This window comes from Clostridium sp. ATCC 25772 (assembly GCF_001573875.1).
GTDB lineage: Bacteria > Bacillota > Clostridia > Clostridiales > Clostridiaceae > Clostridium_J > Clostridium_J senegalense.
In genome coordinates this window covers 38,845-54,277 of the sequence record NZ_LFRG01000007.1, presented here as the reverse complement: position 1 = coordinate 54,277, position 15,433 = coordinate 38,845, and the positions used below count along the sequence as shown (strand labels likewise).

Here is a 15,433-nt window from a genome sequence, read left to right as displayed (position 1 = left end):
AATAGTAATTTTGGAGGTAAGAAAATGGAAAATAAACTTTACTTTATAGGAGCAGGTCCTGGGGATGCAGATTTAATAACGGTTAAAGGTAGAAAGATAATAGAAGAGGCAGATGTAATAATATTTGCTGGTTCGTTAGTTAGTAAAGATCACTTTGAATATTGTAAAGAAACTGTTGAAATACATAATTCTGCTTCTATGACATTAGAAGAGGTTATAGATGTAGTGAAAAAATCACATAGTGAAGATAAAAAAGTTGTAAGACTTCACACTGGAGATCCTGCAATATATGGAGCGATAAAAGAGCAAATGGATGAACTTGATAAATTAAATATAAAATATGAAGTAGTTCCAGGGGTAAGTTCATTTACAGCAGCTGCTGCTGCAATAAAAAAAGAGTTTACACTTCCAAGTGTTTCACAAACTGTAATACTTACAAGAATGGAAGGAAGAACACCTGTTCCAGAAAAAGAAGATTTAGAAAGACTTGCTGGAATTGGAGCATCAATGGCATTATTTTTATCTGTAGGAATGATTGAAAAGGTTGTTGAAAAATTAAGAAGAGGTTATGGAAGAAATGTACCAGTAGCTGTTATTCAAAGGGCAACTTGGGGTGATGAAAAGTATGTTACAGGAACATTAGATGATATAGCGGAGAAGGTAAAAGAAGCTAAAATAACAAAAACAGCACAAATTTTAGTTGGAGATTTCATAGATTGTGACTATGATAAGAGTCTTCTTTATGATAAAACTTTTTCACATGAATATAGAGTTGCAAAAGATGAAAACACTAATAATTAGTGCAACTAAAAATGGAGATGCAACATCAACATTATTAAAAGAAAAGCTAGAAATTTTAAATTATAAAGTAGACATATGTTTAAAAGAAAAATTAAAGAAAAGTGGACTTCAAAACACATGTAAAGAAGCTATGGGAAAATATAATAATATAATATTTATAAGTTCTACTGGAATTGCAGTAAGAGGAATAGCTCCATTTATAAAATCAAAGGATATAGATCCAGCGATAGTTGTAGTTGATAATTCTTGTAAATATGCAATAAGTCTTTTAAGTGGACATTTAGGTGGTGCTAATAATCTTACAGAAAAAGTTGCTAATATATTAAAATGTGAAGCAGTAATAACAACAGCAACAGATAATTTAAATATAATAGCACCAGATGTATTTGCAATGGAAAATAATTTAGTAATAGATAGTTTGAAAAAGTGTAAGGATATAGCGGCATTTTTAGTTGAAGGAAAAAAAGTTGGATTTTATGATGATAAAAATTTTTTACATGCTCCAAAAGGGTATTATAATAATTTAAACGAAGTTTCAGCTATGGTATATGTAACGAATAAAATGAGAATAAATGAGAATATAAAAACTTTAAAACTTATAAGAAAGGATATAGTTTTAGGAATTGGTTGTAGAAAAGATTATGATGTAAAAAATATGGAAGCGAATGTTTTGAAAGAATTAGAAAAGCTTAATATTGATATAAGAAGTATAAAAGAAATAAGTACGGTAGAAATTAAAGCAAAGGAAAAGGCTATACTTTCTTTGAAAGAAAGGTTAAATTGTAAGTTAAATATATTCTCAATAGAAGATATAAAAAAAGTAGAAAATAAATATGAAACAAGTGAATTTGTGAGGAAAACTATAGGGGTAGGTGCGGTATCTGCACCTGCTGTAGAATTAAGTAATGCAAGAGTTTTAATAGAAAAATTGAAATTAGAAGGAATGACACTTTCTATAGGAGAAAAATTGGAGGGAAATTAATGGGAAAATTATATGTAGTAGGAATTGGGCCAGGTGGTCTTGAATATATGACTTTAAAAGCAAAACAAGTAATTGAAGATGTAGATATAGTTGTAGGGTATACTAAATACTTAGAAATGATAAAACCACTTTTGAAAGATAAAGAAGTTTTTGCAACTGGAATGCGTGGAGAAGAGGACAGATGCAAAAAAGCATTAGAGCTTGCAAAAAATAAAACTGTTGCAGTTATAAGTACTGGAGATTCAGGAATATATGGAATGGCAGGACTTATATTACAACTTCAAGAAAATCAAGAAGTTGAGGTAATTCCAGGAGTTACAGCATCAAGTTCAGCAGCATCTATAATTGGAGCTCCACTTATGCACGATAACTGTAATATAAGTTTAAGTGATTTATTAACACCATATGATTTAATTAAAAAAAGAATAAAGCTTGCAGCAGAAGGAGATTTTATAATATCTCTTTATAATCCTAAAAGTAATGGAAGACCACATTATTTAAAAGAAGCTATAGAAACAATAAAAGAATTTAGAGGAGAAAATACTCCAATAGCTGTTGTAAAACATGCACTAAGAGAAGGCCAAGAAGTTAATCTATATACATTAGGAAATTTTACAGATGAAAAGGTTGATATGATGTCAATTGTAATAATAGGAAACACAAAAAGTTTCTATAAAGGAGATAAATTTATAACTCCTAGAGGATATAACGTTTAATAGGATTCTAAAATGACATTTCAATTTATGCATTGAATCTTTACTAAAAGATATCTTTAATACTACTAGGAGAAAAACCAGTAGTGAGTATCATCATTATGAGTTGAATAATTTAGAAAGAGTGGTGTTGTAAATGATAGGTCTTATTTTAGGAACTAGTGAAGGAAAGATTATAGTAGAAAAACTTAATAAATACACGGATGATTTATTTATATCAGTTGCAAGTAGCTATGGTGCTACTATACTTTCAAGTGGAAAATTTAAGATTTTAAATGATAAACCATTAAAAAAGGAAGAATTAAAAGAAATATTATTAAAAAACAATGTAACAAAACTTGTAGATGCATCTCATCCTTATGCTTTAGAAATAACAAAAAATGCAATGGAAGTTTGCGATGAGTTAAAAATTGATTATATAAGATTTGAAAGAAAGTCAATTATAAAAAGCTATGGTGATGTAGAAAATATAATTGAAGTTGAAAGTTACGAGGAATTATATAGTATTTTAAAAGGTATAAAAGGTACAATATTAAATACAACAGGTAGTAGAAATATTGAGAAAATATTAAATTTACATTTAGAAAACAGAATAATTCATAGAGTACTTCCTACTTTAAAAGTTCTTCAAGAATGTGAAGGGTTAAAAGTTAAAGTAGAGGATATAATAGCTATGAAGGGACCTTTTTCTAAAGAATTAAATTTAAGCTTTATAGATGAATTTCATATAAAGGTTATGCTTTTAAAGGACAGTGGTGTAAATGGTGGAACAATGGAAAAGCTAGAGGCTATTAAAGAAAGAGGTATACTTGGAGTAGTTATTGGTCGAAAAAATATAAAGTATGATGTAGTATTCGACAATGAGGAAAAACTTGTACAATACTTAACAAAAGAAAGAGGAAATTATAATGAATAATAAAACAAGAAAATTAGTTACAATGGCGTTATTTATAGCTTTAAGTTTTATAGGGGCTAATATAAAATTGCCAGGAACAACAATAGCTTTTGATTCTATGCCAGCTTTTTTAGCATCTATGATATTAGGACCTATATATGGTGCAGTAATAGGTTTTATAGGACATTTAATAACTGCAGCTACTAGTGGATTTCCACTAACAATTATAGTACATTTAATTGTTGCTATAAATATGGCAATAACAATGATAGGTGTTGGTTATACTTACAAATGGTTTTCAAAAGGAAATTTAAAGTTTAGAGATATTGTGGTTATTCTAGTTGGGGTTGTATTAAATGCACCAATATCAACAGTGATGTTAATTCCTGTAGCAGGAAAAGGAATTCTAGCAATGATACCACCTTTAGCAGTAGCGGCGTTAGGAAATATATTATTAGCTTTAATATTAGAAAAAGTACTACCTAAAAAATATTTTATATAAACAGAAAAGAGAGGTTAAGCTTTATGAATAAAAAGGCAATTTTAGTAGTAAGTTTTGGTACAAGCTTTCAATGTCAATTAAAAAGTTGCATAGAAGAAACAGAGAATAAAATAAAAGATACTTTTAAAGAATTTGAAGTAAGACGAGCATTCACTTCAAATATGATAATAAAGAAATTAAAAGATAGAGATAATATTGAAATAGATACGGTAAAGGAAGCATTGGACAAATTAAAAGAAGATAATTTTAAAGAAGTCTATGTACAACCATTACATATAATATATGGTGAAGAGTATGATAAAATAAAAAGTGGTATGAATATTTATAAAGAATGCTTTGAAAAGTTAGAACTTGGAACACCACTTTTATATAATAATGAAGATTACTTTGAAGCAGTAAAAGCACTAAAAGCTCAAATTCCAGAAAATCAATCAGTATTATTAATGGCTCATGGAACTGTACATAAAGCAAACTCTGCATACTTCCAATTTGAGTATGTAGCAAAAAAAATGGGACTTGATAGACTTTTATTTGCTACAGTAGAAGGATATCCATTAATAGAAGATGTAATTGATGATTTAAAAGCAAAAGAATTGAAAGAAGTTACATTAATGCCATTAATGCTTGTAGCAGGAGATCATGCAAAAAATGATATGGCATCGGATGATGAAGACTCATGGAAATCCATATTAGAAAAGGAAGGATTTAAAGTAAATACTTATTTGAAGGGATTAGGGGAAAATAAAAATTTTCAAAAAATATATATAAAAAAAATAAAAAATTTAATAAAATAATTAATTTCATAAGAGAAAGCTATTTAAATATAAAGTGTGAATATTTAAATAGCTTTTTCTTATGAATAAAAATAATTTTCAGTGTAGGATTTTTTTTATAGATTATATATTAATTTTACTTGATAAATCTTTTTTAAATAGAAACATACCTATAACAAAAGCAATTAGTGATGGAATTATCCAAGAAAAACCTACGTTAGAAAGTGGTATTATTTTTATAAAGTTATTTATAAAAGTAATGCTATGATTTGTTAACTTATTTATAGTGTCTAATATGCTCATTACTAAGCAAGTATACACAGTAATTTTAACAGTTTTATTATTTGAAACATATTTTCCAGCTAAAGTTATTAATATAAGTATTATAACTATTGGATATAGTATTTGAAGTATAGGTATAGCAAAATTAACTATTTTTTCCACTCCGCCACTTCCAAGAAAAATACTGGTAATACTTATTAGAATTGAAAATGTATTATAGGAAATTTTATCCTTAGATAGTTTATTAAAATATTGTGCTGCAGTAGATGTAAGTCCAATTGATGTAGTAAGACAAGCAAGGGCAACAGCTAATGCAAGAAATATAGATCCTAAAGAACCTAAATCTTTATTAACTATTTCAATAATTAATGCAGAACGGCCTATGTCTTTAGATATTATGGTAGAGGATTGGCTGCCTAAAATCATAAGCCCACCATAGACCAAACCCAAACCTATTATTGCAACTAGTGCTGATTTTATTGTAACTTTCATTATATCTTCTTTTTTAGTGTATCCCTTTAATCTTACTCCAGTTAGGACAATAGAGGCCATTATTACCGAGCCCATGCCATCCATTGTTTGATAACCTTCAAGTAGGGAATAAGAAAGTGTATTTTTAAAATTAGTATTAACTATTGATCCTATTGGAAATATTAAACCTTTAATAATTATTATAGCTAGAATAAGCAAAAGTAAAGGTGTTAAAAATTTTCCTATATTATCTACTATCTTAGACGGTTTCAATACGAAGGCTAAAGAGATAGAAAAATAAACTATAAGAACTACATATGAATTTACAGATGGGAATATAGGTTTAACTGCTAACTCATAAGTAGTAGCTCCAGTTCTTGGAATTGCTAGCATTGGGCCTATAGATAAAACTAATGCAGTAGTGGTTATGATGGAAAATACTTTACCGCATCTACTTGAAATATCACTAAAGGAACCATTAATTTTAGCACAAGCTATAATACCACTTAAAGGAAGTCCTACTCCTGTAATTAAAAATCCAATAATAGCTAAAGGAACTTTATTACCAACCAAATTTCCAATGTAAGGAGGAAATATTAAATTTCCTGCACCGAAAAACATTGCAAAAAGAGCAAAGCCAATAACTATAAAGTCTTGTTTAAATATTTTTTTCATGAAAACTCACCTCTAAAGAATACTACATATAATAAGTTACTGTAGAAATTTTAAATTACTCCTTAACCTATAACTAAAATATTTTGATTCATAAAAGAGTAAGTATATGCTGAAAAATACATTAAATTCTATAATAAATTTAGAATGAAGCTTTCCTAAAATTCCAGCTTATTTCACTATAATTATTTAACGATTTTGCTGTACAGATATTTTTTAAACTTAAAATATGCCTTTAACATAGTATATATAAACTAAATAATAAAGTGTGGCATTTAATAAAAAATTTACAAAAATAGTAAAAATATAATTATAATAGCAAAATCAATTGATACGTTACTTTAATTTTAAATGAGAGAGAAAACTAAAAAATTTTCTTAACATTAACATGGAAATAAAGGCTAAAATTAAAATAAATATATTTTTATATGAACTAAATTTCTTATACGGAAAAAAGCTATTACATAACTTTTATAAGTTATGTAATAGCTTTTTTTATTTTAAATTGTTAATTAATTTCTAAAGTTTCAGACTCATTATTTAAAGATTTATTTTTAAATAGCATCATACTTATTATAAAAGCTATAAATGTTGGAATTACCCAAGCAAACCCTAAGCTAGCAAGTGGTATTGTTGATACTAATTTATTCAAGGAAGTTATACTTCCATTTGTTAATCCATTTACTGTATCTAATATACTTATTATAAGTGTAGTATAAATAGTAATTTTTACAGTATTATTATTTGAAACAAATTTTCCAGCTAAAGTAATTATTATTAATACTATTACTATTGGGTACAATATTTGTAATACAGGACCAGCAAATTGTACTATTTTTTCAACTCCACCAGTTCCAAGTAAAGCACTAACTGTACTTATTATAATAGCAAAAATATTATAAGATACTTTTCCTTTAGTTAAGCCACTAAAGTATTCTGCACCAGTAGATATAAGACCTATTGCAGTAGTAAGGCATGCTAGTCCAACTGAAAGTCCTAATACAACAGTACCTAAAGAACCAAGATGTCTTCCTACTATTTCAACAACTAAAGCTGATCTTCCAATATCGTCAGTTATTATTGTAGATACTTGGCTACCTAAAATCATAAGTCCACCGTAAACAAAAGTTAAACCAACAACTGCCACAAGACCAGATTTAATAGTAGCGTTTATTATATCTTTTTTATCTGTATATCCTTTTGCTTTTACAGAAGTTAAAACTATAGAAGCAAATATTACTGAGGCCATAGCATCCATTGTTTGATATCCTTCAAGTAATGAATTTGAGAAAGCCCCTTGATAATTAGTTTCTACTACTGGTCCTAATGGTACAAGTACGCCTTTAACTATTATTATTCCTAACATTACTAAAAGTATCGGAGTTAAGATTTTACCAATATTGTCAATTATTCCTGATGGTCTTAGTACAAAGGCTAAACAAATACCAAAGTAAATTATAACGCCTATAACAGGACTTACAGATGGGAAAATAGGATGTATTGCTAATTCGTAAGTAGTAGCCGCAGTTCTTGGTATAGCAAGCATTGGACCTATAGCTAAAACCAATGCTGTTGTAGCTATAATAGAAAATATTTTTCCAACTCTTCTAGACATATCTGTAAAAGATCCATTTATTTTAGCACAAGCTATAATACCACTTAAAGGAAGTCCTACTCCTGTAATTAAAAACCCGATAATTGCAAGTGGGGTTTGGTCTCCTGCTAATTTACCTATGTATGGTGGAAATATTAAATTTCCTGCTCCAAAGAACATTGCAAAGAGTGCAAAACCTATAACTATAAAATCTTTTGGGGATACTTTTTTCATATTAACTCTCACCTCATAAAATTTATATTACAGTATAGCAAGGCTATCCGTATTTGTTTTTGCTTATTATATCACGAATTTTAATAATTAAAAATTGTCATACAACTGTAATATGAAAATGCAAAAAAAAGAAAACGTTGTATTAATATAATATTCATAACTCAAAAAAATAACTGCAAATTTGTAAAATAGATTAAAATTTTAACATAAAGTGACAAAAAATAAAATTTTATATAAAAAATTCACAATACAATAATTATTTATATAATTCTACACAAAGCTGTAGAATTAAGAATAACATGATGAATTAAAAGAAAAATTTAATTTGTTTTAAAGTACAGTTAAAAACAAAATTTCATAATTTAAAAAAAATAATATAAATAATCTTAAAAATAAATAGAATAAATAAACAATTTATTGGTATTAAAAGGCTATTTGTTAAAGAAATTGTTAACTTTTAAATCCTATACTTAAAAAACTATGATTATTTAAGTTGTATATGTAAAGACTATGAAATTAAATTAAAAACAAATAGGGGGTAATCCCTATTTGTTTTACAATTTAGATATATACTTTTTTAGAGAAACTATAAAAAACAGTATAGATATACCGATTAATGTTAATTCATAAATAAAAAAGTATGGATTTCTGTAAAAATAAAAAAACAATCCAACTAATCCTAAAAATAAGGATAGATAGATTAGATGTTTTCCACAATATCTTTGAATTTCTTCATAAACATGATTTTTATTAGACTTTATATAGTTAGATTCTTTTTTAGGACTCTGTATAATAAAAATTATGCCAAGAAAAAAACAGATAATAGAAAGAACTATGGAAAGCATAAAAACCTCCTAACATAGTATTTAAAATTGAATACTATTATTTTTGATTATTGTTATTTAAATTTTTTATAAGCATTTTTAAATATTTATCCCAAAATAAAATAGCTAATATTATTCCCATTATGAAAATCACAAATTCTATATATATAACAAACTTATTATTTATATAGTAAAATAAAAAACCTCCAAAAATTATAAGAAGTAAGCCTAAATATATTAAAAACTTGCCATAGGTTTTTTCTTTTACATATGGAAAGCTATTTTCAGTGAATTTAGAAATGTTTGATTTAGAAATTTCTTCTTTTGAAGGATACAGGCAAAATATAATTCCTATAAAAATAAAAAGTAAACCACCAAAAATACAAAGCATACCTTAACCTCCATAATAAACTATTCTCATAATTAGTTTATTATTAAATACCATATTTGGTTAATAAAACTTTTATAACTAATATTTTAAAATAAAAGATTGATTATAAAAATAGATTAGATAATCAATGCCATGGTAAATATTTGAAAAAGACTACTAAAAAATGTTAAACTAGAGTTAGATTATATAGAATAATTACTCAAATATTATTTTTATATTTAATATTAAAGTAGATAGGGGGAGTTATTTTGGGGTAAAGGAGATTGTACTAAACACAGTAGTTAATAATTATAAGAAAAATAATGTAGGAGTATCGGCAATAGATATAAGTAATAGTTTAAAAATGAATAGGGCGAATGTTAGTAGATATTTGAATGAATTAGTAGAAGAAGGTAAACTTGAAAAAATTCATGGAAGACCTGTTTTGTTTAAGTTTAAAGATGAATTGAAGAAAACTTATAATTATAATGTAGAAAGTAAAAATTCTTCTATCGATGAAATAATAGGAGCAACTGGCAGTTTGAAATTATCGTTACAACAGGCTAAAGCAGCAATTATATATCCACCTAATGGACTGCATACTTTAATATTAGGAGAAACTGGTGTAGGAAAATCTTATTTTGCAGAACTTATGTATACTTATGGGATTGAAAGTAAGAGGTTTAATAATAAGTCACCATTTATAACATTTAATTGTGCTGATTACGCAGATAATCCTCAGTTACTTATAAGTAACGTTTTTGGAGTGAAAAAAGGAGCATATACTGGAGCTAATAATGATAGAGACGGATTACTTAAAAAAGCAGATGAAGGAATAATATTCTTAGATGAAGTTCATAGATTACCACCACAAGGTCAAGAATTACTTTTTACATTTATGGATAAAGGTTATTTTAGACCTTTAGGAGAAACAGAAAAAGTTATTAAAGCATCAGTTCAAATTATAGCAGCTACCACAGAAGACCCAAGCTCTAATCTACTTAAAACTTTTGTGCGAAGAATACCTATGACTATTACTTTACCAACGTTAAAAAATAGAGGGGTAAATGAGAGATATAAGCTTATAGAGTTATTTATAAAAGAGGAATCAAAGCGAATTAATAAAAATATTTATATAACTCATAAGGCATTAGCTGCATTTTTAAGTTATCAGTGTTTAAGTAATATAGGGCAATTAAAAAGCGATATACAGTTAGCATGTGCAAAAAGTTTTTTAAATTATAAACTAAATAAAAAGAAATATGTATTGATAACTCAAGAAGATGTTTCAAGTGAAGTAAAAAAAGAATTGTTAGATACTAATAATTATATAAAAAAAGTATATGACGTTTTGAAAATTAAAGGGGATGTTATTAGTTTTTATTATAAAGAAAATGATGAAGAGACTATTGAAAATTATATAAAAATAGAAGATGATATAGATTTCTATGATGGAATAGAAAGAAAATTTATTGAATTGAAAAACAAAGGACTTGATGAAGATGAAATAAATGAAATAATAAATATAGGTATAGAAAGTCACTTTAAAAGCTATGTTGGACAAGTTCCTAAAGAGGCAGAGAAAAGCAGTGTAAAAAAAATAGTAGGTGAAGAAATATTAAATTTAGTAGATTATATCCTAAATTTTGCAGAAAAAAAATTAAAAAGAAATTATGGTGAAAATATATATGTTGCATTTGCATTGCATATTAATGAAACAATAAAAAGAATAAATAAAGGCAAGAAAATCTACAATCCTAAATTAGATTTTATAAGGGCTAATTATAATAATGAATTTTTAGTTGCTATGGAAATTACTAAAAAAATAGAATGTAATTTTAAAATTCAATTACCATTAGATGAAATAGGATATATTACATTATTTTTAGTTAAGAACTATTTATATTTAGAGCAAGCTGCAGATGAAAAGGTAAATATAGTTTTAGTATTGCATGGAGAAAGTACTGCTACAAGTATGGCAAATGTTGTAAATGAACTAATAGGAGTAAATCACATAATACCTATAGATATGCCATTAAATATGGAAGGTGAGAGAATATATAGTATTGTAAAGGGAATCGTGGAAAAAATAGCAAATGACAAAGGAACATTATTGTTAGTTGATATGGGTCCCTTAGTAAATTTTGCAGATATGATATATGAGGAAACAGGCATAATTGTAAAATCTATAGATGGTGTTACTACATCAACAGTTATAGAAACATGCAGAAAAGCTATCTTTTGTGAGTCTTTAGATAGTATTTATAAAGCCATTGTAAATAAAACAATTTATGATAACAACATGGATACTAAAATAAATTTAAATAAAGAAAACATTATAATAACAGCATGTTTTACTGGCGATGGTGCAGCAGAAAGATTAAAAAGAATCATTAAAGATAAGATCCATATAGATAAAAACGTAGATATAATTTCAATGAATATAATAAATAGAATAGAGTTTTTAACTGCTATAGATTATTATAAAGAAAATTATAATATAATTGCTATTGTAGGAACAATACCTATTTACATTAAGGATATATTGTTTATATCTGCTATTGAAATATTGCAAAAAGAGGGTATTAAAAAGTTAGAGACTCGCTTAAAAGAAGAAAATATTTATAACAATATTAGTGAAACATTAAAAGAACATTTGGTAGTTAAAGATTGTCATCAACTTTTAAATATTGTAAAAAGTGTTATTGATAAAATAAAATGTGATTTATCAATAGAAATCATGAAGGAAGTAGAGTTAGGGATTGTTCTTCATATATGTTTTTTGGTTGATAAATTAATAAAAGGTTATAATGAAACTAAATTTGAATTGATTGATGAGTTTAAAAAACAATATAGTAGAGAATTAGTACTTATAGAAGAAGCTATAAAACCATTAGAAGAAATTTATGAGATAAAAATTGGAATGAATGAATTAGCATATATTTGTAAAATGTTTTTGTGCAATAGCAAAGAAAGTCCTTTTTCATTATCAACAACTTAATTAATATATTAAAATAGAAAGAGTTTAGAATAATTAATATAATGGATTTAGGGAGAAAAATTAACTTTAAGTGTAATGTTTTTTTAAAAATATTACACAATAAAAACTGTGTAATATAGTGTGCGGGTAAAAATACACACTAATTACACAGTTTTTATTTAGTTATTAGCACAATAAAAGGGGTATGGATAATATTTCTAATTTAAAAGTTGGCATGCATATTGCTTTATATATAAGTGTAAATAAAAGTTTGTTTTGATAAATGAAAGGAGAAAATAATGAAAAAATTAGATATTGTTATAAAAGATAAAGTTGGGCTTCATGCTAGACCGGCAACTAATTTAGTGAAAGTGGCTCAAAACTTTAAATCTAATATAGATATAGAAAAAAATGGAGTGAAAGCTAATTGTAAAAGTATAATTGGAATATTAAGTATAGGTGCATCTATGGGAGAAACTATTTCATTTATTATAGAAGGTGAAGATGAATTAGAAGCATATGATTCTTTAAAAGAACTATTTTATAATTAAAAAATTTTATTTTAAACTGGGTAAACTAGGCTTTGAATATTTTGAAAATTTAAAATATTTAAAAATAATTCAGAGTTTATTTGCTATAAAATATTAAAATTTAAAATAAAGGGAGGGTGGTATGAGTTATTATCTAGGAATCGATGGTGGAGGAACAAAAACCGTTGCAATACTTAGTAAAGATGATGGAACAATTGTTGATACAGCGAGAATGGGACCTACTAATTATAAAGGAGTAGGAATTGAAAAAACAAAGGATGAATTTTGGAGTATGTTTAAATACTTTTTTTCAAGGGATAAAGTGTCACTAAAAGAAATTAAATCACTATGTCTAGGTGGTGCAGGAGTGGACTTTGAAAAAGATAAAGAAATTTTAAAAAACATTTTCTATTCCTTAGGATATAAAAATAAAATTTTAATTTATAATGATTCAGTTACAACTTTGGTTGGTGCAAATGGTGGGAAAAAGGGTGCAATTTTAATTAGCGGAACAGGATCAGTAGCTTATGGAATAGATTTAGATAACAATCCTATTAGAGTAGGTGGATGGGGACATTTTATAGACGATTTAGGAAGTGGATTTGCAATTGGAAAAGATGCATTATCTAAAATAATGGAGAGTTATGATGGAAGGCGTAAACAAACTATACTTTGGGAAAAGGTTAGTACAAAATTACAGATAAAGTCCCATGATGAACTTATTTCTTATATATATAATCCTAAAACTAATAAAAATAACATAGCAGAAATTGCAGTTATTGTAATTAATTCTTATCTAGAAGATGATGTGGCAAAAGAAATAATAGATAAAGCTGTAGAAGATTTATTTATTATGGTTAAAACTCTTTCTGAAAAAATGAATTGTAATAACTTTCCTTTAAGTTTTAGTGGTAGTGTTTTATTAAAATCACCTTTAATAAGAGAATTATTAGAAAAAAGAATAAAAAAAGAGTTGCCTCAAATAGTAATTCATGATTCTTATAACGATGGGGCATACGGAGCTTTAATATTAGCACTTGAAAATAGTTAAAATTTGGGGGGGAGAAATATGAAAAAAATCATGCTGGTATGTTGTGCTGGAATGTCTACTAGTTTATTAGTAGAAAAAATGGAAAAGGCTGCGGCAAAAGATAATATTAATGTTAAGATATTTGCTGTAGGGGAAATAGACCTTAAAAATCATATGGATGTAGACGTTGTTTTATTAGGACCACAGGTAAGATATCTTTTAAATAAAATTAGAAAAACTATGGAGCCAAAAGGAATACCAGTGGATGTAATCGATAGTATGATGTATGGCACCATGAATGGTGAAAAAGTATTAAAAAAAGCTATGGAATTAATAAATAATAGTAAATAGGTTGAAATAGGAGGTTCACTATGAACAGTTTTTTAAATAAAATGGAAAAATATTTTGTACCTATTGCAGGTAAGTTAGGCTCGCAAAGACACTTAGTAGCAATAAGGGATGGATTTGTATCTATAATGCCGTTGGTAATTGCTGGAGCTTTTGCAGTTTTAATAAATGGATTACCTATACCAGTATATCAAAAATTTATGGCTAGTGTATTTGGCGAAACATGGACTGTGTTTGGAGGAAATATATGGACTGCATCTTTTGCAATAATGTCTTTATTAGTAGTAATAACAATAAGTTATCATTTAGCTAAATCTTATGATGCAGATGGAGTAATTGCTGCAGTAATGGCTTTAGGCTCTTTAATAATGTTAACTAATCCAACAGAAGATGGTTCCGGTATACCATTTAAATGGGCTGGCGGAACTGGTTTATTTGTAGCAATTATAGTAGCTTTAGTAGTTACAGAAATATTTGTTAAGTTCTCTAAATCTGAAAAATTAATAATAAAAATGCCAGATGGAGTACCACCAGCAGTTTCTAAATCATTTGCAGCTTTATTCCCAGTGATGATTACAGTTGCAGTTATATCAATGATAAAAGTATTACTAGGTTTAGTTGGTATTACTGATATTCAAGCATTAATTTATGATGTGCTTCAAAAACCTCTTGCAGGAGTAGCAAATACTTTAGGGTCAGCAATAGCTATTGTATTATTTAATCATATCGCATGGTTCTTTGGACTTCATGGTTCCAATATATTAGAGCCAGTTATGCAAGCGATATATCTTCCAGCACTTGATGCAAATATAAAAGCTTTCCAAGCAGGTGCAGCTATACCTAATATAGTTACAAAACCTTTCTTTGATTGTTTTGTATATATGGGTGGATCAGGTGTAACTATTTGCTTAATAGGTGCAATTTTTATAGCTTCTTATAGAAGAAAAAGCAAAAACAAAGCTTATCAAAGTATGGCTAATATATCAGCAGCACCAGGCATATTTAATATAAATGAACCTATAATTTATGGATTGCCAATAGTTTTAAATCCTATATTCTTAGTACCATTTATATTAGCACCGTTAGTTTTAACTATTATTAGTTATTTAGCTATAGCAAGTGGAATAGTACCACCAACAGTAGCTATGGTTCCTTGGATAACACCACCAATTATCAGTGGATGGCTTGTTACTGGTGGATCTTTAATGGGTGTATTACTTCAAATAATAAATTTAACAATTGGTTTATTAATATATTATCCATTTATAATAATGGCAGAAAGAATAGATGCAAAAAAATCTTTAACCAATACTGCAAAAATTGAAAATTCTAAAGACAAAAAATTAGAAATTTAAATATTATTAATTTGGAGTGTAAGGTTCTTATTGCTTTATACTCCAAATTAAAAAAAATTTTAATATTATATTAGCTA

15 protein-coding genes are annotated in these 15,433 nt (G+C 26.9%); 11 read left to right on the top strand and 4 right to left on the bottom strand.

Features of this window, described 5'->3' with window-relative positions; genetic code table 11:
* The first annotated feature begins 24 nt into the window (after window positions 1–24).
* The 6 genes from cobM (at window position 25) to AZI32_RS03545 (ending at window position 4,687) form a co-directional block, all read left to right on the top strand.
* Window positions 25–801, top strand: coding sequence for a precorrin-4 C(11)-methyltransferase (cobM, locus tag AZI32_RS03570; protein ID WP_061994533.1), 777 nt, complete (start codon window positions 25–27; stop codon window positions 799–801).
* Entirely contained in the window at window positions 743–1,783 is a 1,041-nt protein-coding gene (gene cbiG, locus AZI32_RS03565; RefSeq protein WP_061994532.1) for a cobalt-precorrin 5A hydrolase, read from the top strand. The genes cobM and cbiG overlap by 59 nt, the downstream gene beginning before the upstream one ends.
* Window positions 1,783–2,499, top strand: coding sequence for a precorrin-3B C(17)-methyltransferase (cobJ, locus tag AZI32_RS03560; RefSeq protein WP_061994531.1), 717 nt, complete (start codon window positions 1,783–1,785; stop codon window positions 2,497–2,499). Before cbiG ends, cobJ begins: the two co-directional genes overlap by 1 nt.
* A 133-nt stretch (window positions 2,500–2,632) precedes the next feature.
* A complete protein-coding gene (locus AZI32_RS03555; protein ID WP_061994530.1) occupies window positions 2,633–3,412 on the top strand; it encodes a cobalt-precorrin-6A reductase in 780 nt (259 codons plus the stop codon).
* Window positions 3,405–3,893: an ECF transporter S component gene (locus tag AZI32_RS03550; protein WP_061994529.1), complete on the top strand. Its 489-nt coding sequence runs from the start codon at window positions 3,405–3,407 to the stop codon at window positions 3,891–3,893. Before AZI32_RS03555 ends, AZI32_RS03550 begins: the two co-directional genes overlap by 8 nt.
* A 23-nt stretch (window positions 3,894–3,916) precedes the next feature.
* Entirely contained in the window at window positions 3,917–4,687 is a 771-nt protein-coding gene (locus AZI32_RS03545) for a sirohydrochlorin cobaltochelatase (protein ID WP_061994528.1), read from the top strand.
* A gap of 102 nt (window positions 4,688–4,789) precedes the next feature.
* On the opposite strand, the gene brnQ (AZI32_RS03540) is transcribed toward AZI32_RS03545, so the two are convergent.
* From brnQ (AZI32_RS03540) to AZI32_RS03525, 4 genes are all read right to left on the bottom strand, one after another.
* Entirely contained in the window at window positions 4,790–6,094 is a 1,305-nt protein-coding gene (gene brnQ / locus AZI32_RS03540; RefSeq protein WP_061994527.1) for a branched-chain amino acid transport system II carrier protein, read from the bottom strand.
* A gap of 505 nt (window positions 6,095–6,599) precedes the next feature.
* Window positions 6,600–7,919, bottom strand: coding sequence for a branched-chain amino acid transport system II carrier protein (brnQ, locus tag AZI32_RS03535; RefSeq protein ID WP_061994526.1), 1,320 nt, complete (start codon window positions 7,917–7,919; stop codon window positions 6,600–6,602).
* Window positions 7,920–8,473: 554 nt separating this feature from the next.
* A complete protein-coding gene (locus AZI32_RS03530; RefSeq protein WP_061994525.1) occupies window positions 8,474–8,764 on the bottom strand; it encodes a hypothetical protein in 291 nt (96 codons plus the stop codon).
* Window positions 8,765–8,801: 37 nt separating this feature from the next.
* Window positions 8,802–9,134: a hypothetical protein gene (locus AZI32_RS03525; RefSeq protein WP_061994524.1), complete on the bottom strand. Its 333-nt coding sequence runs from the start codon at window positions 9,132–9,134 to the stop codon at window positions 8,802–8,804.
* Between the two features lie 343 nt (window positions 9,135–9,477).
* Here AZI32_RS03525 and AZI32_RS03520 point away from each other — a divergent pair, with 343 nt between their 5' ends.
* From AZI32_RS03520 to AZI32_RS03500, 5 genes are all read left to right on the top strand, one after another.
* Window positions 9,478–12,114 (top strand): sigma-54-dependent transcriptional regulator, encoded by a 2,637-nt coding sequence (locus tag AZI32_RS03520; protein ID WP_061994523.1) that lies wholly within the window; start codon window positions 9,478–9,480, stop codon window positions 12,112–12,114.
* A gap of 278 nt (window positions 12,115–12,392) precedes the next feature.
* Window positions 12,393–12,644, top strand: a complete 252-nt coding sequence (locus tag AZI32_RS03515; RefSeq protein WP_061994522.1) for an HPr family phosphocarrier protein — start codon at window positions 12,393–12,395, stop codon at window positions 12,642–12,644.
* A 121-nt stretch (window positions 12,645–12,765) separates the two neighbouring features.
* Complete coding sequence (locus AZI32_RS03510; protein ID WP_061994521.1) at window positions 12,766–13,674, top strand: BadF/BadG/BcrA/BcrD ATPase family protein; 909 nt, start codon at window positions 12,766–12,768, stop codon at window positions 13,672–13,674.
* Window positions 13,675–13,692: 18 nt separating this feature from the next.
* Window positions 13,693–14,004, top strand: a complete 312-nt coding sequence (locus AZI32_RS03505) for a PTS sugar transporter subunit IIB (RefSeq protein WP_061994520.1) — start codon at window positions 13,693–13,695, stop codon at window positions 14,002–14,004.
* A 20-nt stretch (window positions 14,005–14,024) separates the two neighbouring features.
* On the top strand, window positions 14,025–15,356 hold the full coding sequence (locus AZI32_RS03500) for a PTS sugar transporter subunit IIC (RefSeq protein WP_061994519.1): 1,332 nt from the start codon (window positions 14,025–14,027) through the stop codon (window positions 15,354–15,356).
* Window positions 15,357–15,433 lie beyond the last annotated feature (77 nt).